The organism is Blautia sp. Marseille-P3201T, from assembly GCF_900120295.1.
In the GTDB taxonomy this organism is placed as follows: Bacteria; Bacillota; Clostridia; order Lachnospirales; family Lachnospiraceae; genus Blautia.
The window spans coordinates 602,444-627,322 of sequence record NZ_LT635469.1 but is presented as its reverse complement, the minus strand read 5'-3'; the positions used below and the strand labels follow the sequence as shown (position 1 = coordinate 627,322).

Annotated in this window: 30 protein-coding genes and 1 pseudogene; 2 read left to right on the top strand and 29 right to left on the bottom strand. The window is 37.5% G+C overall.

Annotation, left to right across the window (positions count from 1 at the left end):
• Positions 1–102: 102 nt before the first annotated feature.
• From BQ7352_RS08040 to BQ7352_RS07940, 22 genes and pseudogenes are all read right to left on the bottom strand, one after another.
• Positions 103–2,532 (bottom strand): ATP-dependent Clp protease ATP-binding subunit, encoded by a 2,430-nt coding sequence (locus tag BQ7352_RS08040; RefSeq protein ID WP_072448523.1) that lies wholly within the window; start codon positions 2,530–2,532, stop codon positions 103–105.
• A gap of 14 nt (positions 2,533–2,546) precedes the next feature.
• Positions 2,547–2,915 (bottom strand): GntR family transcriptional regulator, encoded by a 369-nt coding sequence (locus BQ7352_RS08035; protein ID WP_072448520.1) that lies wholly within the window; start codon positions 2,913–2,915, stop codon positions 2,547–2,549.
• Between the two features lie 95 nt (positions 2,916–3,010).
• Positions 3,011–4,285: a phosphoribosylamine--glycine ligase gene (gene purD / locus BQ7352_RS08030; protein WP_072448517.1), complete on the bottom strand. Its 1,275-nt coding sequence runs from the start codon at positions 4,283–4,285 to the stop codon at positions 3,011–3,013.
• Between the two features lie 17 nt (positions 4,286–4,302).
• Positions 4,303–4,929, bottom strand: a complete 627-nt coding sequence (purN, locus tag BQ7352_RS08025) for a phosphoribosylglycinamide formyltransferase (protein ID WP_072448683.1) — start codon at positions 4,927–4,929, stop codon at positions 4,303–4,305.
• A gap of 63 nt (positions 4,930–4,992) precedes the next feature.
• The gene (gene purM, locus BQ7352_RS08020) at positions 4,993–6,018 is read right to left on the bottom strand and encodes a phosphoribosylformylglycinamidine cyclo-ligase (RefSeq protein ID WP_072448515.1); all 1,026 of its coding nucleotides are present in this window, start codon (positions 6,016–6,018) and stop codon (positions 4,993–4,995) included.
• Positions 6,019–6,050: 32 nt separating this feature from the next.
• Positions 6,051–6,554, bottom strand: a complete 504-nt coding sequence (purE, locus tag BQ7352_RS08015) for a 5-(carboxyamino)imidazole ribonucleotide mutase (RefSeq protein WP_003022499.1) — start codon at positions 6,552–6,554, stop codon at positions 6,051–6,053.
• A gap of 109 nt (positions 6,555–6,663) precedes the next feature.
• Entirely contained in the window at positions 6,664–8,712 is a 2,049-nt protein-coding gene (locus tag BQ7352_RS08010) for an aminopeptidase (protein WP_072448507.1), read from the bottom strand.
• Positions 8,705–9,295, bottom strand: a complete 591-nt coding sequence (locus tag BQ7352_RS08005; protein ID WP_072448506.1) for an HD domain-containing protein — start codon at positions 9,293–9,295, stop codon at positions 8,705–8,707. The genes BQ7352_RS08010 and BQ7352_RS08005 overlap by 8 nt, the downstream gene beginning before the upstream one ends.
• A gap of 23 nt (positions 9,296–9,318) precedes the next feature.
• The gene (locus tag BQ7352_RS08000; protein WP_072448505.1) at positions 9,319–9,639 is read right to left on the bottom strand and encodes a DUF6142 family protein; all 321 of its coding nucleotides are present in this window, start codon (positions 9,637–9,639) and stop codon (positions 9,319–9,321) included.
• On the bottom strand, positions 9,620–10,111 hold the full coding sequence (locus tag BQ7352_RS07995) for a VanZ family protein (protein ID WP_242948555.1): 492 nt from the start codon (positions 10,109–10,111) through the stop codon (positions 9,620–9,622). Before BQ7352_RS07995 ends, BQ7352_RS08000 begins: the two co-directional genes overlap by 20 nt.
• 75 nt (positions 10,112–10,186) lie before the next feature.
• Entirely contained in the window at positions 10,187–10,339 is a 153-nt protein-coding gene (locus tag BQ7352_RS14635; RefSeq protein WP_003022510.1) for a hypothetical protein, read from the bottom strand.
• Positions 10,340–10,361: 22 nt separating this feature from the next.
• A complete protein-coding gene (gene pyrE, locus BQ7352_RS07990; protein ID WP_072448502.1) occupies positions 10,362–11,039 on the bottom strand; it encodes an orotate phosphoribosyltransferase in 678 nt (225 codons plus the stop codon).
• A 241-nt stretch (positions 11,040–11,280) separates the two neighbouring features.
• Complete coding sequence (locus tag BQ7352_RS07985; protein ID WP_003022518.1) at positions 11,281–11,511, bottom strand: helix-turn-helix transcriptional regulator; 231 nt, start codon at positions 11,509–11,511, stop codon at positions 11,281–11,283.
• 211 nt (positions 11,512–11,722) lie between these two features.
• Complete coding sequence (locus BQ7352_RS07980) at positions 11,723–12,217, bottom strand: hypothetical protein (protein ID WP_072448495.1); 495 nt, start codon at positions 12,215–12,217, stop codon at positions 11,723–11,725.
• A gap of 124 nt (positions 12,218–12,341) precedes the next feature.
• Positions 12,342–12,644, bottom strand: a pseudogene (locus tag BQ7352_RS07975) (AAA family ATPase); the annotation flags it as partial.
• Between the two features lies 1 nt (position 12,645).
• Entirely contained in the window at positions 12,646–12,933 is a 288-nt protein-coding gene (locus tag BQ7352_RS07970; protein WP_072448492.1) for a hypothetical protein, read from the bottom strand.
• A complete protein-coding gene (locus BQ7352_RS07965; RefSeq protein WP_072448490.1) occupies positions 12,930–13,211 on the bottom strand; it encodes a hypothetical protein in 282 nt (93 codons plus the stop codon). The genes BQ7352_RS07970 and BQ7352_RS07965 overlap by 4 nt, the downstream gene beginning before the upstream one ends.
• Positions 13,212–13,224: 13 nt before the next feature.
• Positions 13,225–13,827 carry an HD domain-containing protein gene (locus BQ7352_RS07960; RefSeq protein WP_072448456.1) on the bottom strand — a complete coding sequence of 201 codons (603 nt, stop codon included), beginning with the start codon at positions 13,825–13,827 and terminating at the stop codon, positions 13,225–13,227.
• Positions 13,828–13,848: 21 nt separating this feature from the next.
• The gene (locus BQ7352_RS07955) at positions 13,849–14,751 is read right to left on the bottom strand and encodes a dihydroorotate dehydrogenase (RefSeq protein ID WP_072448448.1); all 903 of its coding nucleotides are present in this window, start codon (positions 14,749–14,751) and stop codon (positions 13,849–13,851) included.
• The gene (locus BQ7352_RS07950; RefSeq protein WP_072448446.1) at positions 14,751–15,527 is read right to left on the bottom strand and encodes a dihydroorotate dehydrogenase electron transfer subunit; all 777 of its coding nucleotides are present in this window, start codon (positions 15,525–15,527) and stop codon (positions 14,751–14,753) included. The genes BQ7352_RS07955 and BQ7352_RS07950 overlap by 1 nt, the downstream gene beginning before the upstream one ends.
• Positions 15,528–15,538: 11 nt before the next feature.
• A complete protein-coding gene (gene pyrF, locus BQ7352_RS07945; RefSeq protein ID WP_072448444.1) occupies positions 15,539–16,468 on the bottom strand; it encodes an orotidine-5'-phosphate decarboxylase in 930 nt (309 codons plus the stop codon).
• A 40-nt stretch (positions 16,469–16,508) separates the two neighbouring features.
• On the bottom strand, positions 16,509–17,792 hold the full coding sequence (locus tag BQ7352_RS07940) for a dihydroorotase (RefSeq protein ID WP_072448442.1): 1,284 nt from the start codon (positions 17,790–17,792) through the stop codon (positions 16,509–16,511).
• A 239-nt stretch (positions 17,793–18,031) separates the two neighbouring features.
• Between BQ7352_RS07940 and BQ7352_RS07935 the strand changes: the two genes are divergently transcribed.
• Positions 18,032–18,232, top strand: coding sequence for a cold-shock protein (locus BQ7352_RS07935; protein WP_003022537.1), 201 nt, complete (start codon positions 18,032–18,034; stop codon positions 18,230–18,232).
• Between the two features lie 68 nt (positions 18,233–18,300).
• Here the strand turns inward: BQ7352_RS07935 and BQ7352_RS07930 are convergent, their stop codons facing one another.
• From BQ7352_RS07930 to BQ7352_RS07920, 3 genes are all read right to left on the bottom strand, one after another.
• Positions 18,301–19,038, bottom strand: coding sequence for a nitroreductase family protein (locus BQ7352_RS07930; RefSeq protein ID WP_072448432.1), 738 nt, complete (start codon positions 19,036–19,038; stop codon positions 18,301–18,303).
• A gap of 16 nt (positions 19,039–19,054) precedes the next feature.
• Positions 19,055–19,318, bottom strand: coding sequence for a hypothetical protein (locus BQ7352_RS07925; protein WP_072448431.1), 264 nt, complete (start codon positions 19,316–19,318; stop codon positions 19,055–19,057).
• Between the two features lie 310 nt (positions 19,319–19,628).
• Positions 19,629–20,492, bottom strand: a complete 864-nt coding sequence (locus BQ7352_RS07920; protein ID WP_072448430.1) for an Rpn family recombination-promoting nuclease/putative transposase — start codon at positions 20,490–20,492, stop codon at positions 19,629–19,631.
• 146 nt (positions 20,493–20,638) lie between these two features.
• Between BQ7352_RS07920 and BQ7352_RS07915 the strand changes: the two genes are divergently transcribed.
• On the top strand, positions 20,639–21,511 hold the full coding sequence (locus BQ7352_RS07915; protein WP_072448429.1) for a YitT family protein: 873 nt from the start codon (positions 20,639–20,641) through the stop codon (positions 21,509–21,511).
• A 72-nt stretch (positions 21,512–21,583) separates the two neighbouring features.
• Here the strand turns inward: BQ7352_RS07915 and truA are convergent, their stop codons facing one another.
• From truA to BQ7352_RS07895, 4 genes are read right to left on the bottom strand one after another with little or no spacing between them, the layout of a single operon-like run.
• Entirely contained in the window at positions 21,584–22,321 is a 738-nt protein-coding gene (gene truA / locus BQ7352_RS07910; RefSeq protein WP_072448428.1) for a tRNA pseudouridine(38-40) synthase TruA, read from the bottom strand.
• A 15-nt stretch (positions 22,322–22,336) separates the two neighbouring features.
• Positions 22,337–23,137, bottom strand: coding sequence for an energy-coupling factor transporter transmembrane component T family protein (locus BQ7352_RS07905; RefSeq protein ID WP_072448427.1), 801 nt, complete (start codon positions 23,135–23,137; stop codon positions 22,337–22,339).
• Entirely contained in the window at positions 23,130–23,990 is an 861-nt protein-coding gene (locus tag BQ7352_RS07900) for an energy-coupling factor transporter ATPase (RefSeq protein WP_072448426.1), read from the bottom strand. The genes BQ7352_RS07905 and BQ7352_RS07900 overlap by 8 nt, the downstream gene beginning before the upstream one ends.
• Positions 23,981–24,826 (bottom strand): energy-coupling factor transporter ATPase, encoded by an 846-nt coding sequence (locus tag BQ7352_RS07895; protein ID WP_072448679.1) that lies wholly within the window; start codon positions 24,824–24,826, stop codon positions 23,981–23,983. The genes BQ7352_RS07900 and BQ7352_RS07895 overlap by 10 nt, the downstream gene beginning before the upstream one ends.
• Positions 24,827–24,879 lie beyond the last annotated feature (53 nt).

Below are 24,879 nucleotides of genomic sequence, written 5' to 3'. Positions count from 1 at the left end.
CCCGCTTATGTCTTTCATTGTTCCGTCTTTTCAGACTTTTTTCTTTGCCTGCCAGGCATCTTGTATTGGTATAACAATATTACCATATATTTTATTATTTTGCTAGTCATTTTGTACATTTATAATAAAATTTACCTTTTCTTTAGACAAGCTGATGGTAACACTGTCTCCCGCTTTTATCCTGCCTTCTAAAATTTCCTCTGCCATTGCATCTTCTATTTTACTCTGAATAGCTCTCTTTAAAGGACGTGCTCCATATTTTGGATCAAATCCTTCTTTTCCAATAAATTCTTTCACACTCTCGCGAATTTTCACATCAATATTCAACTGGGTTTTACAGCGTTTTGTAAATTCTTTTAAAAGAAGTCCTACAATCTTTTTAATTTCTTCCTTATTCAAAGTATGGAATACGATAATGTCATCAATACGGTTTAAAAACTCCGGCTTAAAGAGTCTCTTTACTTCTTCCATTACACTGTCTTTCATTTTCCTGTAATCAGCCTGTGCATCATCTACTGTTCCAAATCCCAGCTTTTTCGGCTCTACAATCGCCTGCGCTCCTGCATTGGAAGTCATAATAATAATAGTTTCCTTAAAGTCTACTTTTCTGCCTTGAGCATCAGTAATATGACCGTCATCAAGTACCTGAAGAAGAATATTGAATACATCTGGATGTGCTTTCTCAATTTCATCAAAGAGTAAAACACTATAAGGGCTTCGTCTTACCTTTTCACTTAACTGACCGCCCTCTTCATATCCCACATATCCCGGAGGTGATCCAATCAGTTTAGAGACACTGTGTTTTTCCATATACTCTGACATATCCACACGGATCATCGCATCTTCACTGCCAAAGACAGCTTCTGCCAAAGCTTTGGAAAGCTCTGTTTTTCCCACTCCCGTAGGTCCTAATAAAAGGAAAGAACCAATAGGACGCTTGGGATCTTTTAATCCTACTCTTCCTCGTTTAATCGCCTTTGCCACTGCGGTAACTGCCTCATCCTGTCCAATTACACGTTTATGGAGCTGATTTTCTAATTTTGCCAGCCTTTTAGACTCACCTTCTGTAAGCTTTTTCACCGGTATTTTCGTCCATTGAGCAACCACTAAGGCAATATCATCTTCTGTAACAAACAATTTTTTATTCTTGCGCTGTCTTTCAAAGCGTTTTCTCGCTTTTTCTACCGTTTCCTCTGTTTCCTTCTGCTCCTCCTGCAGCTTTCCTGCAAGAAGGAAGTCCTGATTTTTCACTGCTTCTTCCTTTTCTTCGCAGATATCTCTTAAGCGGAGCTCTGCTTCCATCAGTCCATCAGGCACCTTATAACCGGAAATCTGCACTTTTGAACATGCCTCATCTAATAAATCTAATGCCTTATCAGGAAGAAATCTGTCATTAATATAACGTATACCCATGGAAACAGCTGCTTTTACTGCTCCTTCTTCAATAACAACACCATGATGTTTTTCGTAATAAGGTACTAATCCTTTTAAAATTTCTTCAGCTTCTTCCTTCGTCGGTTCTTCCACCATTATCGGCTGAAATCTTCGCTCTAAAGCAGGATCTTTTTCAATATGTTTTCGATATTCTTCAATGGTTGTTGCACCGATAAGCTGAATTTCTCCTCTGGAAAGAGATGGTTTTAAAATATTGGAAGCATCTAACGCTCCTTCTGCCCCACCTGCTCCAATAAGTGTATGAAGTTCATCCAAAAATAAAAGAATTCTTTTATCATTAGAAGCCTCCCAAACAACACGTTTAATTCTCTCCTCAAATTCTCCTCGATATTTAGAACCAGCTACCATTGCAGACAAATCTAATACAAGAATACGTTTATCTGCTATATTTTCAGGAACCATTCCACTTACAATTTTCTGTGCAAGTCCCTCTGTAATAGCTGTTTTTCCTACTCCCGGCTCTCCTATCAGACAAGGATTATTCTTTGTTCTTCTGCTCAAAATCTGAATAATACGATTAATTTCTTTTTCTCTCCCCACAACAGGGTCTAATTTGCCCATGGCCGCCATTTCTGTTAAATCTCTGCCATACTGATCCAGCATTGGCGTGGCACTCCGCTCTTCTTTTGTCAAAGTACCTTCTCTTCCCATAACTTTCATAAGCTCTGCATACAGCTTCTGATTACCGGCTCCCATAGTATGCAAAAGTCTTGCCCCCACACAGTCGCTTTCTTTTAACATTGCAATTAAAATATGTTCTGTGCCAATCTCTGCACTCTCCATATTCTGGGCTTCTTCCTCTGCTTTAGCAAGTACCCTTCTGCTTCTAGGCGTATATCCCTGGGGTTCTTCTAATAATACCTCTGAAGAAGGTACAACCAGTTTCTCCATAAGTTCCATCAATTTACTTTGTGTAATACCTGCTTCTGCTAAGATTTCTCCTGCTGTACCATCTTTCACAGCCAAAAGTCCTGCTAATATGTGTTCAGTTCCAATATAATTATGGCTGCATTTTCTGGCAGTCTCTTCTGCCAGCTTCAAAGCCTTTAATGCCCACTTTGAGTATTGCGTTTTCATGTATCTCTCCTATTCTATTTATATTCTTCAAAAATTTCATCAATTAAGGCATGCACTTCATCTCTTGTAATATTCTTACAGCAACCCTTCGCCAGAACCGGCAAAAGATTTTCCTTCATTTCCTCCAATGCTCTGATTTTATCTACATCAATGGAAATGACTGCGCCTCTGCGTCTGTCTATACTGAGAAATCCCTCCTGCCTCAATACAGAATATGCTTTATTTACTGTGTGCATGTTAATTCCTATGGTATCTGCCAGCTGTCTTACAGAAGGAAGCGTCTCCCCTACCTTCAGCTGGTCTGTGGCAATTCCCATAATAATCTGATTACAAAGCTGTACATAAATTGCTTCATCACTGTTAAAATCAATTTCAATCAGCATGCCTTCACCTTCTTTCCAGATTGTTATATCTAATATAGCATAAATAGAATTTTTAGTAAAGAATAGAAAAAAGAAGCTGCTTTCGCAGCTTCTTCCTATGCTTCATCAATGGCTTTTCCAATATCGTTTCGCATATATTTATTTTCGAAGTCAATCCATTTTGTTGCCTCATAAGCGTTGGCTCTTGCTTCTTTTAAGTCAGCGCCTTTTGCAGTAACACCTAAGACACGCCCGCCATTTGTTACGATCTTTCCATCTTTAAAAGCTGTTCCCGCATGGAAAACATAGTAACCGTCTTTGTCCTTAAAGTTTTCTAGACCTTCAATTGGATATCCTTTTTCATAAGAAACCGGATAACCATCAGAAGCCAAAACAACACATACTGCTGCATTATCTTCAAACTGCAAATCGATTTCATCTAACTTTCCATCTACACAGGCTTCAAAAACTTCCACAATGTCGTTTTTCAGTCTTGGAATAACAACCTGTGCTTCCGGATCACCGAAACGTGCATTATATTCTAACACTTTTGGACCTTTTTCTGTAAGCATCAGACCAAAGAAAATAATCCCTTTAAATTCTCTGCCTTCTGCTGCCATAGCGTCTACGGTTGCCTGATATACATATTTTTCGCAAAATTCATCCACTTCTTTTGTATAGAAAGGACTTGGTGAGAATGTTCCCATTCCCCCTGTATTCAAACCTTCGTCTCCGTCTTTTGCACGCTTATGGTCCTGTGCAGAAGTCATAGTTTTAATCGTTTTTCCATCTACAAAAGAAAGTACAGATACTTCACGTCCTGTCATAAACTCTTCAATAACTAAAGTATTTCCTGCAGAACCGAATTTTTTATCCAGCATAATTGTGCGAACGCCTTCTTCTGCCTCTTCCAATGTATTACAGATTAAAACACCTTTCCCAAGAGCCAGTCCGTCTGCTTTTAATACAATAGGAAATTCAGCTTTCTCACGAAGATAAGCAAGTGCCTTATCCGCATCTTCAAAATTTTCATAAGCTGCTGTAGGGATATTATATTTCTTCATCAAATCTTTAGAAAATGCTTTTGAGCCTTCCAGAATTGCCGCATTCTTTCTTGGTCCGAATACACGCAATCCTTCTTTTTCAAAAACATCCACAACACCGCCAACTAAAGGATCATCCATACCAACAACCGTTAAGTCTACTTTGTTTTCTTTTGCAAAAGCTGCCAGCTTCTCAAATTCCATAGCGCCGATTGGTACACATTCTGCAAATTCTGCAATTCCTGCATTTCCCGGCGCACAGTAAATTTTATCTACCTTTGGACTTTTTGCAACTTTCCATGCAATCGCGTGTTCTCTGCCGCCGCTTCCTATAATTAATACTTTCATCCTCTTATGCTCCCTTCTTATTCTTTAAATTTTACCAGTCCATCCACAACTTCAATTTTATCATTTGCAATTAAATCAATGGCTCTCGGCATAATTTTCCACTCTGCCTCTTCCATAACTCTGCGCTGAAGAATTTCCGGTGTATCTCCCTGACGAACTTCCACTGCTTTCTGTAAAATAATCGGACCTGTATCCGTACCTTCATCTACAAAATGTACCGTTGCTCCGGTTACTTTTACTCCTCTTTCCAGTACACCCTCATGCACCTTCAGTCCATAATAACCTGTACCGCAGAAAGATGGAATAAGCGCCGGATGAATATTGATAATCTTATTTGGATAAGCCTTTACCATAATTTCCGGAATAACTACAAGACAACCTGCCAGAACAACGAGATCTACATGATAGGATTGGATTGTTTCAAGTAAAGCCTGATTAAATTCCGCTCTGGAAGCATACGCTTTCGGAGAGACGCAGATTGCCTCTATTCCCTTCATTCTTGCTCTTTCCAAAGCATACGCATTTGCGTTATTACTGATTACTACAGCAATTTCCGCATTGGTAATTTCGCCCCTGTCCATTGCATCCATAATCGCCTGAAGATTTGTTCCTCCACCGGACACCAACACTGCCATTTTCATCATATTCATTCAGCCTTTCTTTATAAACAGGAAAAGGGCTGCTCTTGCAACCCTGATTTCCCTATCTTATACTAATTTAACACCTTTTTCTCCATCTTCAATCTTACCGATTACATAAGGAGTATCTCCTGCTGCCTTCATAGCTTCCATTGTTTTGTCAACGTCTGCCGGATCTACTGCTACAATCATACCAATACCCATGTTATAAGTATTATACATCATCTGCTCTTCAATATTTCCTGTTTTTGCCATTAATGTAAAAATTGGAGGAATTGGGTAGCTGTCTTTTTCTACAACTGCACATACACCATCTTTTAACATACGTGGAATATTTTCATAAAATCCGCCGCCTGTGATGTGGCTGCAGGCTTTTACGGTAATACCTGCTTCTTTTACTTTTTTCAATGCTTTTACATAAATTCTTGTAGGAGCAAGTAAAGCTTCTCCTAAAGTTGTTCCTAATTCTTCATAATAAGTATCTAAAGACTCTTTTGTAATTTCAAATACTTTTCTTACTAATGAAAAACCATTGCTGTGAACACCGGAAGATGCCATACCGATTAAAACATCACCTGCTTTTAAGTTTTCTCCGGTGATCATATCTTTCTTGTCACAAACACCAACTGCAAAACCTGCTAAATCGTAATCATCTTCCGGCATAAGTCCAGGATGTTCTGCTGTTTCGCCACCGATTAAAGCTGCTTCAGACTGTAAGCATCCTTCTGCAACACCTTTTACGATAGTAGCAATTTTTTCAGGATAATTTTTTCCACATGCAATATAATCTAAGAAAAATAATGGTTCTCCACCTGCACATGCAATATCGTTTACACACATTGCAACTGCATCAATACCAATTGTATCGTGTTTGTCCATTACCATTGCCAGTTTCACCTTTGTTCCACATCCATCTGTACCGGATAACAATACTGGTTCTTCCATCTCTTTAATTTTTGCCAGAGAAAAAGCACCGGAGAAACCGCCTAATCCGCCAAGAACTTCTTCACGCATTGTTTTCTTTACATGTTCTTTCATCAATTCTACTGATTTATATCCAGCTTCAATATCTACGCCAGCTTTCTTGTAATCCATTTTCTTTCTTCCTCCGTTTCATTTCCCTGCTTTTATTTATAGTTTTTATATCCTACTTCCTGTAATTTTGCATCTTTTGCAACAACCTGATCTTTTAATTCTTCTTTATAATCTTTTAATTTCTGCAATAATGCTTCATCTGAAGTAGCTAAAATCTTGGCTGCCAGAATTGCTGCGTTTGCTCCTCCGTTAATTGCAACAGTTGCAACAGGAATACCGGAAGGCATCTGAACAATAGAATACAGAGAGTCCCTTCCTCCTAAAGAAGTTGTATGCATTGGGATACCGATAACCGGCATTGGGAAAATTGCTGCACACATACCTGGAAGGTGTGCTGCCATACCTGCTCCTGCAATAATGACTTTAAATCCCTTTTCTTCTGCTGTTTTCGCATATTCAAAGAATACATCCGGTTCTCTGTGGGCAGAAATAATCGTCATTTCGTATTCAATTCCGAATTTCTCTAACATATCTGCCGCTTTACTCATAACAGGCATATCTGAGTCGCTGCCCATAACAATTCCAACTTTTGCCATGATTGTTCTCCTTTAAATTAAATTCAGCTTATGCTGTATATTTTATTGTACAGCACAATTTTACATATTGTTACAAATAATGTCAACCGCAAAACCCTTTTTCTTTATATTATTCACAGAAAGGCTCGTTTAATTTTTCTGTACCCTCTAATACAAATCTTCCATCGCTGATAATCATGATTTTCTCATTTTTTTCTGTTTCTACCCAAATTTTATCCAATTCATCATAAGGAATGGTAATATCTGTGTGACACCCCATATAAGCCTTACTAATATCTTCTTTTCTTAAAATAGAAACCTCGTTGTCTCTTGCAATAATTTCCTTTCCATCCGGATTATAAACAGCCGTATCTTCTCCCCAACTATAGCAGGTATCCCCTACTGCAAAGTGTGGTCCCATTTTTTCTGCAATTAAAATCGGCAGCAAATGCGCAATTTCATATTTCTGTGCCATTACATAAGCCGTAGTGTTCGTTCCGATTGCAAATTCTCCCAATGGAAGCGTCTCATGATGATGAAGAAGATTTTCTTTTAAAAAGCTCTTATTCTCCTCTTCCTTTTCAAAGTTTTTACAAGTATACTCTGCAATCTTTCCGTCTTTAAAAAGAAGTTTCAGCCCTCTATATTCCAAACCGTTTAAAAATACTCTGGATACTGCCAAAGTACCATTTGTTCCCTTGAGCACTGGTGATGTAAAGACTTCGCCCACTGGAATATTTACATCTGCTACACAGTTTTCGAAATTAGTCTGCTTGTCCGGATTTTCCAGTGTATGAAGAGAAACGGTTAAATCTGTTTCATTTTCCCCTTTTCCCAGAATATGTACGCAAGTCCCCTTATCTAATGCATCAATGATACTCTGCTGGATTTTTCTGTATAATTCATTATCCAATGTATTTAATTTCACAGTTTCTTCAAAAATTTCCTCGAATTTTTCTCCGATTTCTTTTACCGGATATGCAATAATGGTAAAGCTTCTTTCTTCACCCTTAATATAACGATTTACGATCTGACCTGACTCATTGTCATAAGACACCTGCAATTTCTGCTGATGTGGTGTTAAAACACAGGCTTCCTCTGTCTTTTCAGGTACAAAAGGTGTTTCTCCAAAGATTTCCATACATGCAGGACCTCCGTGAACAGCCGCCAGCTCCTTCACCTGCTCATAAGCCACCTGTAAAACTCTCAGTTTTCTCTGAATAAACTCATGGTCTAAATACAGTGCGGCATCATCCTTATGGTCGTATTCAAACTGCTGATTAGGAACTGCCCCATAATATCCAATTCTATGATGCTGTTTTTTATTTACCGAATGAACAGCACTTCGATAGATAACAGGCTGTAATCCCATTTCCGCAAACTGTCTGATTTCCTCTTTTACAATTCGCTCAAACCCCAGCTGGAAACGAATATTTACAGTCTTCTTCTTTGTAATATCTTTACCGCCTAAAACAAATCCTTCTCTATATCCTTCTGTAAATGTTCTTGCCATTGCCTGAATTTTTTCTTCCGGCAGAGTATTCAGGAAATTTGCCATACCGATTTCATTTTCTGTAATATATTCCCCAAATTTGTACAAATAACGAAGATCTGTTAAGTCACTGTCACAGATGATTTTTGCAGCAAAATCTAAAGACGGATCAATTCCTTCTCTGACTCTGTATCCTACCATTTCATCACTGTAATCGCTGATATACCAGTAAATAGCATCCTTTACATCCTTTGCAGATATCTCCTCTTCCTCAAAAAGATTATAAATCTGCACAAAAAGTTCTAAAACAACAGTCATGTCAAAAAGACGCTTTTCATAAGCAAAAACAATCATTCCACGAATTTCTGTATATAGAAAACTTAATAATGCACCAAACTCTTCTCCCAGCATTTTTTGTGCATAAGCAGGATTTCCATAAGAACTATCATAATTTTCCGGTAAAATATCCTGATACAAAGCATAGTTGTTTTCTTCCAATTCTTTCTGTGAAGCGGTTTCTATCCAGCCTTTTTGTATCTTTCCGTACAGTTCATCCACCATCAGAATAAATTCTGCTGTTTTTCTGAAATATTCACCATAAGGTTCTTTTACAACCTCTTCTTTTTGAATTTCCTGAATTCTCTCACGCATTAAAGTATAGCGTTCTTCAAAAAATACATCATTCATCTTTCAAATTCCCCTTTTCCACATTTAAGTCTAATATTTCATGCACATAAGACTCCATAATTTTTGAGCCTTCTCCTGTGCGCTCATTTCTCTTTAATACCTGTGATTTCTTTATTCCACGCTCTCTCCATGATTTTCCACCAGTGGCGTGATTTAACATTAAAGGTTGAATATTATCACAAACATGGGCAAATTTAGCCTCTGGTGTCTGATATTCTTCAAACTCATCCCACAATGTTCTCAGTTGTTCTGCCTGGTCTTTTGGAAGAATGTTAAAAATTCGCTCTGCTGCTTTTAGCTCTCTTTCCCTCTTTGTCTGGTTTCCAACTGCGTCATAGGCATAAGTATCACCCGCGTCAATTTCTACTAAATCATGCACTAATACCATAAGCATCGTCTTTGCTAAATCAATCTTTTCCTCAGAATATTCTGCCAAAAGTGCTGCCATTAAAGCCAGATGCCAGGAATGCTCTGCATCATTTTCTTTTCTGATGCCATCTGATAAATAAGTCTGCCGGCCAATAAACTTTGCCTTATCTGCTTCCAGCAAAAAATCCATCTGTTTTTTCAATCGTTCTTCCATATCTTTATCCTGCCTTTCTGTTATTAAGAAATTCCAACTAAGAAAAGTGCCAGCCAGATAACCATAAGTACTCCATTTCCCACTGCTCCGATTTTACAAAAAAGCTGATCCCTGTTTTTCTCGGAAAAGCTCTTCAATCCGGTAATAAATCCATAAATGGAAAGAACAATGGCAATCAGCCCCAATGCTCCCAAATACATCCCGCCCTTTCCATGAAAAATCAAAGCGCATAATGCGGCGGCACAAAAAATCCCCAGAGAAATTCCGGCAAAAACCGTTGAGGCTATTCCCTGTCCGGAATGTTTCTTTTTTGCAAAAGAATATTTATTTTTCTTTTTTGCCATTACTTGTTTCTCCTTTTTTTCTTTTATAAACGAAATAGATAACGGCAAAAAGCAGATAGCCAAGTGCCGCACCCAGTGTATTCATAATCAAATCATCTACATCAAAACAACCCAGCTTTGTAACCAGCTGAATGATTTCTACGCAAAGGCTCAAGGTAAACCCTGAAAATGTGATAAATAAAAATCTTCTTGTATCCTTTTTAATAATCGGAAGAATAAATCCAAAAGGAATAAATCCCACAACATTCCCCAACAAGTTCAATACAACCGGCCACACACCCAACTGTTCCCTATACGTCCAAAATCGCTTAATCTCCTGAAGAAATACCAGATTATAATGATATTCTCTTTCTTCAAAACGCAATACCCCAAAACGCTCTGCAAAAAAGAGAAAATAAATCAACAATAACAGATACAGCACAAATAGCATAGTACTGACTGTTTTGATTTTCTTCTTCACATTTTTATTCAATTTTAACCCCTTATTCTTTCTTAAATAACATAAAGACGGGAGAACCCTTTCCCCCGCCCTCTTTTGCCTTACACATTAAAATGTAATTTCTGACTTTCTTTTTAATAATCTTGCTCCGCTTACCAGCATTAAAATCCCCGTAGTAATGCCTGTAACCAGCACAATAATTCCCACTGCAATACTTCCTGCACCGCATCGTGTCATGGTTTTATAAACCTTTTCATTCATTTAGGAACACTTCCTTTTCTGATTATTTTACTCCGTAGATTTCGTAGTATGCATCAATCGCTTCTTTTGTTTTATCGTCAATTACAACTTTACCATTACATTCTCTGTTGTATAAATGCTCTACTACTTCCTCCATTGTTACAATGGCATTTGTCTCAAATCCGTAAGTTTCTTTGATTTCAGCAAGTGCGCTCTTATCGCCCTTTCCTTTTTCCATACGATTTAAAGAAACCATCAAACCTACGATTTCCACATTCGCTGCACCTTTCACCTTTGGAACGGTTTCTTCCATAGATTTTCCGGAGGTTGTTACGTCTTCAATCATAACAACTCTGTCTCCATCCTGCAGCTTACTTCCCAAGAAACTTCCTTTATCTGCACCGTGGTCTTTTTCTTCCTTACGGTCTGAGCAGTAGCGTACTTCTTTACCGTATAATTCACTATATGCAATAGCTGTTACAACACTGATTGGAATTCCTTTGTAAGCCGGTCCGAATAATACGTCAAAATCATCTCCGTATTTGTCATGAATAGCTTTTGCATAGTATTCACCTAATCTTTTTAACTGAGAGCCTGTTACATAAGCTCCTGCATTCATAAAGAAAGGAGACTTTCTACCGCTTTTCAGGGTAAATTCTCCGAATTTTAAAACATCACTCTCTACCATAAATTCAATAAATTCCTGTTTATACTGTTCCATCTTTCTTAAAACCTCCTGTATTTATGGACCTTTCTCGCCCTTATTTTCTATTTTTATCCCTTAGTACACCATTTTTACACCATAAAAAAGAACTTTTAAATCTTCTCAATTCTATCACATATTTCCTGTTATTTCAATCAAAGAACAGGCTTAAAAATGCCTACAATAAATCCATTATATTTATTTAAAGTTCGACACACCTAAAACTATCAGGAATACTCCGGACACAAATGTCTTTTTATTATAAATCTTCATACTCCTTATCCTCCAATTCTTTGTTTTCTTTTAAGCAACACAATTCTTCTACGCTTACTCCAAAAACCATTGCCATACGATATGCAAGCATTAATGAAGGATTATATTGTCCTTTCTCAATAGAAATGATAGTCCTTGATGATACATGAACCAAATCTGCCAACTGTTGTTGTGTCATTTTGCCTTCTGTACGCAATTCTTTCACTTTTGTTTTCATTTTTCCCTCCAATATGAAGTGTACTTCTCATGAAGTTAACTTCATCATATTATTGCTTTCTCAAACTGTCAAGATTTTTATGAAGTATACTTCATATTTTTCAAAAATAAACAAAAACATTCAAAAAGGAGATTATCCTGTTTACAAACGATAATCTCCCAATCTTTCTTTTATATTCTTATTTTGAAGTTTTCATATATTCAGACTTCCTTTACTGATATAACTGGATTTCTCCACATTCATCAATATTCTTTATATAATCTGTAATGCCAGAAACAGGTTCACCACCGCAAAAACCTTCTTTCTCTAATGCTTCTATTACAGCTGTTGGTGTAGCAGCTGTCACTTTGACCTTTAATGTCCCGTTATAAGTATAAAAAAGTCTTGTCGTTGGATAAGTACCCTCGGCACTCCAGACATCTATATTATAATCTTCAAATTCTATGTAAGGAATATCTGATGTTACATTTAAGTCATTTCCTATAATTTTGTTAATTTGTGCATAAGATCCATCAGACCAGACATCCGCCGAAACATTTAGCTCTATTTTTGTATTTCCAATATTGTTTGTGCATGTAAAGTTTTTTATATAGCTCTTATCCATCCCGGAAGCATTATCTGCTGATACCATTGTAAAACCGGAAATCCATAGACAAAATGCGAAGCCTATACAAAATATTTTTTGTCTGCTTTTTCTTTTACGCATCTGTTTTCCTCCTTTCACCTGCTGCAAAAAACTCTTTTTCTAATTTTATTATATCAGATTTTAGAAGGATTTCCTATTTATTTTCCCATTTTTCTTATAATAACTTCCTATTTTTCCATACTTGATACAGAATATCTTTTAAATACTCCTCTGTAAAATCCTGTTTCCACATAAACGGAATATAGCAGCCCTCTACAATCAAATTTTGTTTATTTTCTATTGCGGTTTTTACAATTTCCTTAACAATTTTCCATAGATAAAATTCCAATTTTTCGTCATCTTCCGGTGTCAAATCTGTATTTTTGCTCCGAATTAATCCCATTTTTAACAAGTCAATCGAAAGAACCGAATACTTATATTTTTCCAATAGCTTTTGTGCCAATAAAGTTTTTCCCGTATGAGATGCCCCTGTAATTAAAACAACCATTTTATTCTGCTGCTCCCCATTCTACTATTAAAAACAAGCCTAAAATAATTCCGCCAACAAGGAATATATCTCCCAACACTTTTCCTTTTACAAGTTCAATAAGTCCAAAGATTGCCAGTACCACGGCTGCTATCACTGAACCGTAAAAGAAAAACGCCGATATTTTATTACCCTTATGTTTAAAGAACTCCCTTCTTTTTTCACTGACTTTTATTTCTGCCCGGTTCTCAATTACACCGCCGACTAGTATGGTTACTATATCTTTAACAAAATCTATAAAGTCTCTCACTTTTTAACACCTGATTTCCATAATGAAATTCCGTTGATTGCCATAGATAATACTGTAAATATCCATGTGAATTTTTCCATAGTAGGCACTGTATCCGCTAATGCACTCCAATCCTCCTGTATCACTGAACCTGCTGCTACCTGATAAATTGCACACACAGTCAATGCTGTAAGTGAAAAACTTAAAAATCCTAACCAACGTACTGATTTTCCCATGAATGAAAAAATCAAATTAAGCAACGCTGTAATTACGGCACTAATTCCTAAAATTATCCACATACGCTTTTCTCCTTTACATATAAATACATTTCTCAATCTCCGGCAGCACAGTATAAATGGATTTGCCCATACGTTCTTCAAAATATTCCTTAAATTTGTAGGTATTATTCCACCTGTCCAGAGAAAAAGGATAAAATCCATATCGTCTTGCCGTGTCAACAAATCTCTTTTCTAAAATGCAAAAGCCTTTTGCATCTGCCAGAGCATCACATAAAATAATCAGTTTATCATAATCATCATACTCAATCTGTTCCAGATAATTTTTTATAAATTCATATTGCTCCGGGCGTATATCTTTCTTTCCGATATCCGCTTCAATATCTTTTACCGGAAAGGAATGTGTCAGACATACTCTTGCCACCTCATCCCATCCCTTGGAAATAGCATAATCATAGCCGTCAATGGTATGTCTCATCTGTGCAATTCCTGTTCGTCTTCCGATATCATGAAGCAAGCCACATGCAAAAGCCTTTTCTGTATCTAAATTTCCACAGGCTTCTGCAATCAATTCTGCTGCATCTGCCACATGATAAGAATGTGCTGTCCAAAGTCCCAAATTTCTCGCCTGTATTTCACCACCCTTTTTATAGCAATAGGAGGCTGCCTGTGTATTCACAGGTTACAGCCTCCCTCATTTTTATTTTACAATTCCGATTAAATCCCGGATATCTTCAATTTTATTTTTCTCCATATAAGCCTCAATGCCTCTGATTGTTTCTACAGTAGCATAAGGATTTGTAAAGTTTGCAGTTCCGATTGATACTGCCGTAGCGCCTGCCATAATAAATTCCAGCGCATCCTCTGCATTCTGAATACCGCCCATTCCAATAATCGGAATGTTGACAGCCTGTGCAACCTGATAAACCATACGCACTGCAATTGGTTTCACACATGGACCGGAAACCCCACCTGTTTTATTGGCAAGAGCAAAGGTTCTTTTATTAATATCAATTTTCATACCTGTCAGCGTATTAATAAGTGAAACTGCATCTGCTCCACCTGCTTCTGCTGCTCTTGCAATTTCCGCAATATCCGTAACATTCGGTGTCAGTTTCATAATCACCGGCTGTTTTGCAACCTTTTTAATCTGTGCCGTAAGTTCTTCCACATGCTTTGGGTCCTGACCAAAAGCAAGGAAATTTGCATTTACATTTGGACAGGAAATATTGATTTCCAGCATATCTGCCGGTTCATCTGCCAGACGTTCTACCACTGCCAGATATTCTTCCGGCGCATGTCCGCATACATTTACAATTACTTTTGTATCAAACTGCTGCAGATAAGGTAAATCTCTTTCACAAAATACTTCCATTCCCGGATTTTGAAGCCCGATGGCATTCATCATACCGCTGTGAATTTCTGCAATTCTAGGTGTAGGATTTCCCGGCCACGCAACATTGGCAACACCCTTTGTCACTACTGCGCCCAGTTCATTTAAGTCCACAAACTCGCTGTACTCTGCTCCTGAGCCAAAAGTACCGGAGGCTGTCATAACAGGATTTTTCAGTTCAATCCCGGCAATTTTTACTTTTGTATTCATTACAATTCCACCTCCGTACTTAAAAAGACCGGTCCGTCCTTGCAAATTCGCTTATTATGTACATGAGAATGATGGTCTACCTCTTTTGATTTACATACACATGCCAGACACGCACCCACTCCGCATGCCATTTTTTCTTCCATGGAAATATAGCAAAGGATATTGTTTTCCTCCGCATAATTTTTAATTGCCCGCAACATTGGTGTTGGACCACAGGCAAAAATCACATCTGCAGTAAGATTATTTTCACGAATAGCATCCATAACATTTCCTTTTGTTCCTACGCTTCCATCCTCTGTAGCAACTACAAGACGACCATTCTTTTCCAAATCTTCTTTCAGGAAAATCTCACTGTTACGATAACCTGCAATGATTGTCACATCTGCTTCTGCTTCTTTGGCAGTCTGCACCATAGGAGGAACCCCAATTCCTCCACCCATCATAAACACCTTTTTTCCTTTAATTTCTTCCATAGGAAAGCCATTTCCCAATGGTCCTAAAATATCTACCGTATCTCCGCTTACAAGAGAAGAAAATTCCTTTGTTCCTTCTCCTGCAATTCTATATACAATACGAAGCATTCCCTTTTCTTTATCAATTTCACAAATACTGATTGGTCTTGGAAGAATTTTTCCGGAGTCTTTACAGTATACAGAAATAAACTGTCCAGGTTTTGCCTGTACTGCGATTTCCTCCGCACGAAGCCACAAACTATATATATCTGTTGCTATCATTTCCTGACTTACCACTGTACTTGTCATCTTTAATTTTGCCATGTTCCTTCTCCTTATTTTGCAGCTTCCAACGCTCCTGTAATATCTGCAATCATATCCTCTGCTGCTGCTCTTGACGCATCTGCAAAGTTTTCTTCTCCGAATTTTGCATATTTTTCCTGTTTATAAGCTGCAATAATTCCACGGGAAGAATTTACAATAGCGCCTAAACCATCTTCATTAAAGAAATGAACTAAATCTTTACCCTGTCCACCCTGAGCACCATAACCGGGAACAAGAATATAAGCCTTTGGCATAATCTTTCTGAGTGTTTTGCCCATTTCAGGATAAGTAGCGCCAACAACAGCACCTACATAACTATAATCGTCACCCATGCAGGTTTCTCCCCACTGTGCAACTTTCTCTCCTACTAATTCATATACAGGTCTGTCACCTACCATCTGATCCTGAAAATCTCCACTGGAAGGGTTGGATGTTTTTACAAGAATAAAAAGACCTTTCTTTTCTTCTTTACATACATCAATAAATGGTGTAATACTGTCTGCTCCCATATATGGATTTAATGTAACAAAGTCTTCGTCAAATGGGGCAATTTTATTTGCTCCAATCTGTACTTTTCCAATATGACCGGTTGCATAAGCAGCTGAAGTAGAACCGATATCTCCACGCTTAATGTCTCCAATCACCACAAGGTCTTTAGATTTACAATAATCTACTGTTTTCTTAAAAGCCATAATTCCCGGAATACCAAACTGTTCATACATAGCAATCTGTGGCTTTACTGCCGGAATTAAATCATAGGTTTTATCTACAATTTCTTTATTAAACTGCCAGATTGCTTCTGCAGCTCCTTCCAAAGTTTCCCCAAATTCTTTAAATGCTTTTTCCTGAATGTGTTTTGGAATGTAATTTAACATTGGATCTAATCCTACCACAATCGGTGCCTTTGTTTTCTGAATTTTCGCAGTCAGTTTGTTAATCATGATTTTTCCTCCAATAATTCTTCTTTCTTACTCTTTTCTTTTACTCTTCTATATATGCAATTTCACCATCACAGATTGTTACTTTTACCATACCTTTTACTTTTCTTCCATTAAATGGTGTATTTTTTCCTTTTGACTCAAATTTATTACTGTCAATTACATATTCTCTCTCAGGATCAATAATCGTAATATCTGCAGGTCTTCCCACTTCTAAGCGACCTCTGTCTGAATGAATAATCTTTGCCGGATTATAGCTCATTTTTTCTGCCATCTGCAATGGTGTTAAAATTCCCTTGTGTACCAGTTCTGTCATAGTAAGAGCTGCTGCTGTTTCCAATCCTACTATACCAAATGGTGCTTCTGTCATGGAACGCTGTTTTTCTTCTCTGCTGTGGGGTGCATGATCTGTACTGATCACATCAAAAACACCATCTTTTAAACCTTTTACAAGTGCATCTCTGTCTTCCTTTGTACGCAGTGGAGGGTTCATTTTATAATTAGTGTCACCCGCAATCATATCATCAGATGTAAGAATAAAATGATGTGGACAAACTTCACCTGTAACAGGAAGATTTTCTTCTTTTGCCAGTTCAATCATACGCACACTGTCTTTCGTAGAACAATGACATAAATGCAGACTTGCCCCTGTTTCTTTTGCAAGCACAATATCTCTTGCCACAATAATATCTTCTACTGCGTTGCTGATACCCGGAAGTCCCAGTTCTTTTGACTTTTCATCTTCATTTACACAGCCGCCATTTACCATATTCTGATCCTCACAATGGGCAAAAACCGGAATATTGTATTTTGCAGCAATTTTCATTGCTTCTTTATAAAGCTTCGTGTTCATTACAGACTTTCCGTCTTCACTGATTGCAGGAATTCCCGCCTTAATCATATCCTCAATCTCTGCAAGTTCCTCTCCTTTTTGCTGTTTTGTCACAGCTCCAATCTGAAGAACATGAATAGGCGCAAGTTCTTTTGCTTTGTTGTGTACATAATTTACTCTGTCAGCGCAATCAATTACAGGCTTTGTATTGGGCATTGCCAAAATTGTAGTAAATCCACCTTTTGCACCTGCTTTTGCACCTGTTACAACATCTTCTTTATAAGTCAGCCCCGGATCACGTAAATGTACATGTAAATCAATCAGTCCCGGCATTACATAGCAGCCTTTTGCATCAATAACTTTTTCAGGTGTTTCCTGACATTCTATTTTTTCTTTAATTTCCTTAATTACACCATCTTCAACAAGAATATCACCGACTTTATCAGTCTGATCTGATGGGTTTAAAATACGTCCTCTTTTAATCAGTATTTTCATAGATTTCCATATCCTTTCTGATTATTATATAAATAGTAACACACACATTTTCTTTCGTCAATTACACTTTTCCCTTGACTTTTACACATCAAAGGAATATACTTACTATGTCAAAGATATATTGGATATTAGTATTAAATGGTTTTTAGAGAGAATATTATCATTTTTATACATAATATTATCTCTAAAGACCATTTAATTTTTTATCCAGCCATTTTTATTTTTATGGAGGTAACACTATGAACAAGGGAACTGTTAAATGGTTCAACGCAGAAAAAGGATACGGATTTATTACAGGAGAAGACGGACAGGACGTTTTCGTACATTTCTCTGCAATCAATGGAGAAGGCTTCAAATCTTTAGAAGAAGGTCAGGCTGTAAGTTATGATTTAACAGAAGGCGCTCGCGGAATGCAGGCTGCTAACGTTGAAAAATTATAATTTTTCGGCATTTAGAATATTCTAATGAGAAAAAGGCACCGCTTATGCGGTGCTATTTTTTGTAGTCTTTACTTATTCCAGCTGTCTATCATTGCCTTTGATGAACGGTTCATTTCCATACGAAACTCAGCTTCAAATTTTCTTTTACTGTATCTCTCAAGACGCTCCTTCAATTCCATATCGCTTACATTTAGTTTTCGCTTAAATGCTTCCCTTGTTTCTTTTGTGTCTTTATCTGGATAAGTATCTGTAAAAACTATATCTTCCACTTTAAAACGTTCCGGCTTTGTTCGATTTTTCTGCTGTTTCGTAGGTCTTCCCAAAACCAGCATGGAAATAGGCAGCACATATTTGGGTAAATTCAGAAGTTTTTGATTTTCCTCGTAATTTTCCAGAATATCTCCAATATAACAGGAACCTATTCCCATAGACTCTGCTGCCACAACTGCATTCTGTGCTGCAATGATACAATCCTGCATTGCTAAGAACAAATCACCTTCGCCCATTGGAGAAATTTTCATTTCATAACTTTCTAATACATCACACCATCTCTGATAATCGGCCAGAAACACCAGTACTACAGGGGCTTCTGCAATAAAATTTTGATTATCACATCTCTTTGCAAGAATATTTTTAACCTCCTGTGACTGAATATCCAGAATAGTAAACAAAGACATATTCCCTGCTGTGGGTGCCTGTATTGCTGCTTCTAAAATTAATCTCTTTTCCTCTTCTGTAATCTTTTCATCAGAAAATACTCTTACGGATTTTCTTAAAAAAAGTTCTTGTATTGTACGGTTTTCCATAAACTCACCCTTTTATTTATTCCGCTTCCTCTGTGGAAAGTCCTGCTAAATAATCATTTAAAGCTGTAACATCCATTTCTGTTGTAACAACTTCCTGTGCTTCATTTGGATCCGGTCTCATTGCCAAATTATATGCAGAATATCCAATCCAGCCTATTGCAACTACACAAACTGCTGCAATCGCACACTTTTCTAAAAATAAAACCCTTTTCTCCTTCTTTTGGATTTTGGCACGGTTTGCTTTCTCTTTTTTATATCTATCTACTTTTTCCTGACTCATGTTAAAATCTCCTTACAAAAATATTTTTATTAGCTTGACGGTATAATCCGCCACTCTTGTGGCGGCAAGCCAATTCCTTTGGCTTGAATTGCACATCGTGCAATTATTATACCACATCTTCTAAATCTTTTACAATAATCTTTCTTTTTCTCTCATACTTCTTATATTAAACAATAAAATTTAAAATAGAATTCCTCTGTTTTTTTTGAATTTTTGCCTGAAATGGCTTTGAAATGTTTTTGATTTTCCTGCAAATCTTCTGTGATAAATAAATTGCAAAGATTTGCAGGTATTTTGACTTGATTTTTGACTAGTGTATATTAGAAATAAATTCATCCAAGGACTTCACGGTTAATGCTGTCTGTATCCAGTTTCTGATTAACTCAATATCCTGCTGTTCATATAATGTTGTTAAAAAACTTTTCGGTAATTGTCCAAATCTTTCCAGTGTCATCTCGAGTATCTCTCTTGTCGCTTTCAATTCACCTTTTTGAATACCCTCCTGAACGCCTTGCCTGTGTTCGTCTTTCAGCAGTTCTTCTAAAAGCATAAATCTCTCCTCCATTTCCCTGCTTGCTTTAATATCTGTAACTGATTTCTGTACCTGTCTTACATAATCATCTTGAAAGTCTTTCTGGCTTTCTTTTAAGTCTGCATGCACAAATTTCAGAAAAGAAAGTAATTCCTGTGGTATATTTTCTTCATTTTTTCCGCAAGTATTTAAAAACACAATACACCGCCCGTCTTTTAGAGAAGCTTTCTCCGTTTCCTCACAGATTGTACGAAAAGTATATCGGTATTTCCTTTCACCAAAAGGATCAAAGTCGCAGAGAAAAATTACATAGCTATCAGGAAGTTCTTCATATTCACATCCTTTTGCCAAAAGCTCCATATCCATCTGGCTTTGATAGTAACGACTTCTGCGTCCTAATGCCGGTTGTTTTAATACCTGCATCTCTATATTGTAACGTGTATTGTTTTCATCTTTTGCATAAACATCCAGACGAACGCCTTTATACTCCGGATGGTAAACAATATTTTTCTCTGTGTTGATTTCCACATAATTAATTTTAATAGGAAGCACACGTTCCAAAAATCCCTTACAGTTTTCCTCCACTTTACAGAGGAATTCTATAAAATACAGTATAGCAAACAAATAATATTTTCTCCACACTTTCTCCCCTTTTCTGTACTAATTTTTTCAAACACTTGACCTTTTTCACTTTTTCTGTGTATACTAGTAGTGGAAAAGAGCGTTTGCGGATTATATTTGTATAATTCGTACACGCTTTTTCTTTTCAGCCAAAGGAGGGCATCATTATGAAAAAAAATCATCCAACTATGTGGTATGTAAAGAAATGGAGCATAGACATTTCTATCGATATTTTAGGCGGCGTACTGATTGCACTTGCCACTTATAACTTCGCCGCAGCATCGGAATTCCCAGTTGTCGGTCTCAACGGAATTGCCTTAATTTTCTACCATCTTTGGGGATTGCCCATTGGTAAAGTAGCTTTACTCTTAAATATTCCCATTGCACTTTGCTGTTTTCGTATTTTAGGACGTGATTTCTTTTTACGTTCTATACGTACAATTATTATTACCTCTTTCCTTATGGATTACACCGCGCCCCTGTTTCCCGTCTATCAAGGTGACCGAATGCTGGCAGCAATCTGCACCGGTGTTTTATCCGGTTTGGGATTTGCCCTGATTTATATGCGTGACTCTTCTACAGGAGGTGCTGATTTTGTTATGCTTACTTTAAAAGCTTTAAATCCTCATCTCACTTTAGGAAAAATCGCATTTGTTATGGACGCTTTGATTGTTCTTTTAGGAACTGCCATTGTTTCTAAAGATATCGACAGTTTAATTTACGGTATGATTATCAGTTTCCTTTTATCAACTGTTGTAGACAAGGTAATGTATGGAATTGATGCCGGAAAGATGACATTGATTGTCACCGACTATGCCAAAGAAGTAGCACAGAAAATTGATGAAGTCACAGCCCGTGGAGCTACTTTCCTGAAGGCTGAAGGAAGTTATTCCGGTGAAAAAAAAGATGTAGTTATGTGTGCATGTAACAACAAACAGATGTACAGTATTCGCAATGCTGTAAAAGAAATCGATCCCAAAGCCTTTATTATCATTATGGAGTCTAATGAAGTACTGGGCGAGGGCTTTAAACCTCATTAAATATTCACAAGAACCTCCCATAGAATTTCGTGTTTTTCAACACTTAATATTCTATGAGAGGTTCTTAATTTTTTAAAAATATTGAATTCCTATTAAAGTAAGTCCCCTTGCAGGTGCTGTAGGCCCTGCTTTTTTTCTGTCTTTTGCAGCTAAAATTTCCTGCATTTTTTCCGGTGGATACAGCCCTCCTCCAATGTCCATAAGAGTTCCGGCTATAATTCGAACCATATTATACAGAAAGCCTTCTCCAGTAATGCGAATAGTAATTTTATCTTCATTTTTCTCAATTTGAATTTCTTTTACTGTTCGTACCGTGGTTTTTACCTGTGCTCCTGTACCGCAAAAGCTTTTAAAATCATGTTCTCCTATCAGATAGGATGCCGCCTCTCTCATTCTTTCTATATCTAAAGGAATGTAGGTAAAATGAGAATAAAACCGCTCCGTAGGAATTGGGAAACGACGGTTTAAAATATGGTATTCATAAGTTTTTTCGCTTTTTACATAGCGAGGATGGAAATCCATTTCTACTTCTTCTGATTTCTGAATGCGTATATCCTCCGGCAGTCTTTGATTTAATGCAAAAGAAAATTTATCTCCCGGCATTCTCATTTCTGTATCAAATACTGCCACATTCCCCAGAGCATGTACACCGGCATCTGTCCGACTGGCTCCAATGGTTTCTATTTTCTCTCCTGTAAACTCAGACAAGCACTGATTTAAAATTTCCTGAACCGTTATGCCATTTGGCTGCACCTGCCAGCCACAATAATTTGTCCCATCATAAGCCACAGTCAGCTTCACACGTTTCATAACATACTCCTTTTCCTACAGAAGCACACGCACAGCAATGTCAATCCCCAGATACACAATCACAATTCCATAAGCCACATAATCTCTGGACTTATATACCAGCGGTTTCATCTGTGTTCTGTCATCACCTCCATGGTAGCATCTTGCTTCCATAGCCATTGCCAAATCATCTGCACGTCGAAAAGCAGAAATAAACAATGGAACTAAAAGTGGAATTAATCCCTTCGCCTTTTGGATTAAATTACCGCTTTCAAAATCTGCTCCACGGGCAATCTGTGCTTTCATAATCTTATCTGTTTCTTCTAACAAGATAGGAATAAAACGCAGCGCAATAGACATCATCATGGAAATTTCATGTACCGGCACATGAATTTTATTTAACGGGTGTAAAATTCTTTCCAATCCGTCTGTAAGCTGATTTGGTGTGGTTGTCAGTGTCATAATCGAAGAGCCAATAACCAGGTAAATCAGGCGAATACCGATTTTAATTGCCTGTGCAATACCTTCTTTGGTAAGTTTCAAAAATCCGAAACTCCAAATAACTTCCCCAGGCACTAAAAACAAATTAAATACTACTGTAATTAACAGAATAATAAACAACGGTTTCAAACCTTTGAGCATAAATTTTACCGGTACTTTGGATAAAATAATCAGTCCGGCTAAAAAGCAGGTAGCAATTACATATCCCCAGAAAGAGTCTGCTACAAAAAGAGAAACCAAGTAAATAAATGTACCAATAAATTTCGTTCTGGGATCCAGACGGTGCAGAACAGAGTCTGCCGGATAGTATTGTCCTATGGTAATATCTCTAATCATTTTTTCTTCTCTCCAGTGCCTTTAAAATACTTGCCTTTGCTTCCTCCACGGTAATTGCAGAGCAGTCACAGGGAAGCCCTGCTGCCTGTAGCTCGTTCATAATATAGGTAATCTGAGGAGCCGCAAGACCAATCTGTTCCAGCTCTTTATAATGGGCAAAAACTTCCTTTGGTGTACCGTCAAAGGCTTTCTCGCCTTTATTCATTACCAGAATACGGTCTACATATCTGGCAATATCCTCCATGCTATGAGAAACCAGAATAACCGTAATTTTCCTCTGTTCATGAAGATAAGCAATCTGGTCTAATATCTCATCTCGCCCTTTAGGATCAAGTCCTGCAGTCGGTTCATCTAAAATAAGAACCTCCGGCTCCATTGCCAAAACTCCTGCAATGGCAACTCGCCGTTTCTGTCCCCCTGATAACTCAAACGGTGAACTTTTATAATATTTTTCTTTCAATCCTACCTGCTGTAATGCCTCTATTGCCTTTTTCTCTGCTTCCTCATTGGAAAGTCCCTGATTTTTCGGGCCAAAACACACATCAGATAAAACATCTGCCTCAAAAAGCTGATGTTCCGGATATTGGAAAACCAACCCTACCTGACTGCGCAGGCGCTTTAATGAATACCCTTCCTGCCATATATTTTCCTCTTTATAAGATACCACTCCTGAAGTGGGGCACATCAATCCATTAAAATGCTGGATCAATGTAGATTTTCCGCTGCCTGTATGTCCGATAATCCCCACAAATTGTCCTGCGGGAATTTCTAAGGAAATATCTTTTAAGGCATGCATTTCGTATGCAGTTCCCGGATTATAAGTGTATGTGACATGTTCTAATTTTAATGACATAGCTTATCCACCAATTCCTTTGTCGTAAGTATTCCATCTGGAAGATCTACTCCAGCCTTCTTTAATTCATGAGCAAGAAGTGTCACCTGAGGTACATCAAGACGATATTTCTTTAATTCCTCTACCCTTGAGAAGATTTCTCTTGGGGTTCCTTCCATAACAACCTGTCCCTGATCCATGACAAAAACCTTGTCTGAGTCAATGACTTCTTCCATATAATGAGTAATTAAGATTACTGTAATACCTTCTGTTTTGTTCAGCTCATGGACTGCCGCCAAAACCTCTTTTCTTCCATTTGGATCCAGCATTGCTGTAGGTTCATCTAAAATAATACATTTCGGATGCATTGCCAGTACTCCCGCAATGGCAACTCGCTGCTTTTGTCCTCCTGAGAGTTTGTTAGGAGAACGATGACGAAAAGCTGTCATTCCCACAGACTCTAAACTTTTATCTACTCTTTTCCAGATTTTTCCTGTAGGAATTCCCATATTTTCAGGTCCAAATCCTACATCTTCTTCTACTACAGTACCGATAATCTGATTATCCGGATTTTGAAAAACCATTCCTGCCTTCTGGCGAATTTTCCAAAGTTCCTCTACAGACTTCGTGTCTGTCCCATCAATCCATATACTTCCTTCTGTAGGAAGCAGCAAAGCATTAATATGCTTTGCCAGTGTAGATTTTCCCGAACCATTATGTCCTAATATTGAAATAAACTGTCCCGCTTTTACGTCTAAATCTACATCTTTCACTGCTGTATAGCTTTCACAGGGCTGTCCGTTATCATCATATTTTATATATTCATATTTTAATTTTCTGGATTTTATAATTTCCATCATAATTCCTTTTCCCGGTACAGCAAAAAATCTCTTATTCTTCACTGTACTAG

Excerpts from the sequence above, each read along its gene's own strand:
- BQ7352_RS07965 (WP_072448490.1), bottom strand. The coding sequence starts at position 13,211 with ATGTGGATAATTTTAGGAATTAGTGCCGTAATTACAGCGTTGCTTAAT.
- BQ7352_RS08035 (WP_072448520.1), bottom strand. The coding sequence starts at position 2,915 with ATGCTGATTGAAATTGATTTTAACAGTGATGAAGCAATTTATGTACAG.
- pyrF (WP_072448444.1), bottom strand. The coding sequence starts at position 16,468 with ATGATTAACAAACTGACTGCGAAAATTCAGAAAACAAAGGCACCGATT.
- BQ7352_RS07955 (WP_072448448.1), bottom strand. The coding sequence starts at position 14,751 with ATGAATACAAAAGTAAAAATTGCCGGGATTGAACTGAAAAATCCTGTT.
- BQ7352_RS08000 (WP_072448505.1), bottom strand. The coding sequence starts at position 9,639 with ATGGCAAAAAAGAAAAATAAATATTCTTTTGCAAAAAAGAAACATTCC.
- BQ7352_RS07930 (WP_072448432.1), bottom strand. The coding sequence starts at position 19,038 with ATGGAAAACCGTACAATACAAGAACTTTTTTTAAGAAAATCCGTAAGA.
- purM (WP_072448515.1), bottom strand. The coding sequence starts at position 6,018 with ATGGATTACAAGAAAGCTGGCGTAGATATTGAAGCTGGATATAAATCA.
- BQ7352_RS08040 (WP_072448523.1), bottom strand. The coding sequence starts at position 2,532 with ATGAAAACGCAATACTCAAAGTGGGCATTAAAGGCTTTGAAGCTGGCA.
- purE (WP_003022499.1), bottom strand. The coding sequence starts at position 6,554 with ATGGCAAAAGTTGGAATTGTTATGGGCAGCGACTCAGATATGCCTGTT.
- BQ7352_RS07925 (WP_072448431.1), bottom strand. The coding sequence starts at position 19,318 with ATGAGTCAGGAAAAAGTAGATAGATATAAAAAAGAGAAAGCAAACCGT.
- BQ7352_RS07950 (WP_072448446.1), bottom strand. The coding sequence starts at position 15,527 with ATGGCAAAATTAAAGATGACAAGTACAGTGGTAAGTCAGGAAATGATA.
- BQ7352_RS07905 (WP_072448427.1), bottom strand. The coding sequence starts at position 23,137 with ATGATTAGAGATATTACCATAGGACAATACTATCCGGCAGACTCTGTT.
- BQ7352_RS08010 (WP_072448507.1), bottom strand. The coding sequence starts at position 8,712 with ATGAATGATGTATTTTTTGAAGAACGCTATACTTTAATGCGTGAGAGA.
- BQ7352_RS08005 (WP_072448506.1), bottom strand. The coding sequence starts at position 9,295 with ATGGAAGAACGATTGAAAAAACAGATGGATTTTTTGCTGGAAGCAGAT.
- BQ7352_RS07935 (WP_003022537.1), top strand. The coding sequence starts at position 18,032 with ATGAACAAGGGAACTGTTAAATGGTTCAACGCAGAAAAAGGATACGGA.
- BQ7352_RS07940 (WP_072448442.1), bottom strand. The coding sequence starts at position 17,792 with ATGAAAATACTGATTAAAAGAGGACGTATTTTAAACCCATCAGATCAG.
- purN (WP_072448683.1), bottom strand. The coding sequence starts at position 4,929 with ATGATGAAAATGGCAGTGTTGGTGTCCGGTGGAGGAACAAATCTTCAG.
- BQ7352_RS07895 (WP_072448679.1), bottom strand. The coding sequence starts at position 24,826 with ATGGAAATTATAAAATCCAGAAAATTAAAATATGAATATATAAAATAT.
- truA (WP_072448428.1), bottom strand. The coding sequence starts at position 22,321 with ATGAAACGTGTGAAGCTGACTGTGGCTTATGATGGGACAAATTATTGT.
- BQ7352_RS07915 (WP_072448429.1), top strand. The coding sequence starts at position 20,639 with ATGAAAAAAAATCATCCAACTATGTGGTATGTAAAGAAATGGAGCATA.
- BQ7352_RS07900 (WP_072448426.1), bottom strand. The coding sequence starts at position 23,990 with ATGTCATTAAAATTAGAACATGTCACATACACTTATAATCCGGGAACT.
- BQ7352_RS14635 (WP_003022510.1), bottom strand. The coding sequence starts at position 10,339 with ATGAATGAAAAGGTTTATAAAACCATGACACGATGCGGTGCAGGAAGT.
- pyrE (WP_072448502.1), bottom strand. The coding sequence starts at position 11,039 with ATGGAACAGTATAAACAGGAATTTATTGAATTTATGGTAGAGAGTGAT.
- BQ7352_RS07980 (WP_072448495.1), bottom strand. The coding sequence starts at position 12,217 with ATGCGTAAAAGAAAAAGCAGACAAAAAATATTTTGTATAGGCTTCGCA.
- purD (WP_072448517.1), bottom strand. The coding sequence starts at position 4,285 with ATGAAAGTATTAATTATAGGAAGCGGCGGCAGAGAACACGCGATTGCA.
- BQ7352_RS07985 (WP_003022518.1), bottom strand. The coding sequence starts at position 11,511 with ATGAAAACAAAAGTGAAAGAATTGCGTACAGAAGGCAAAATGACACAA.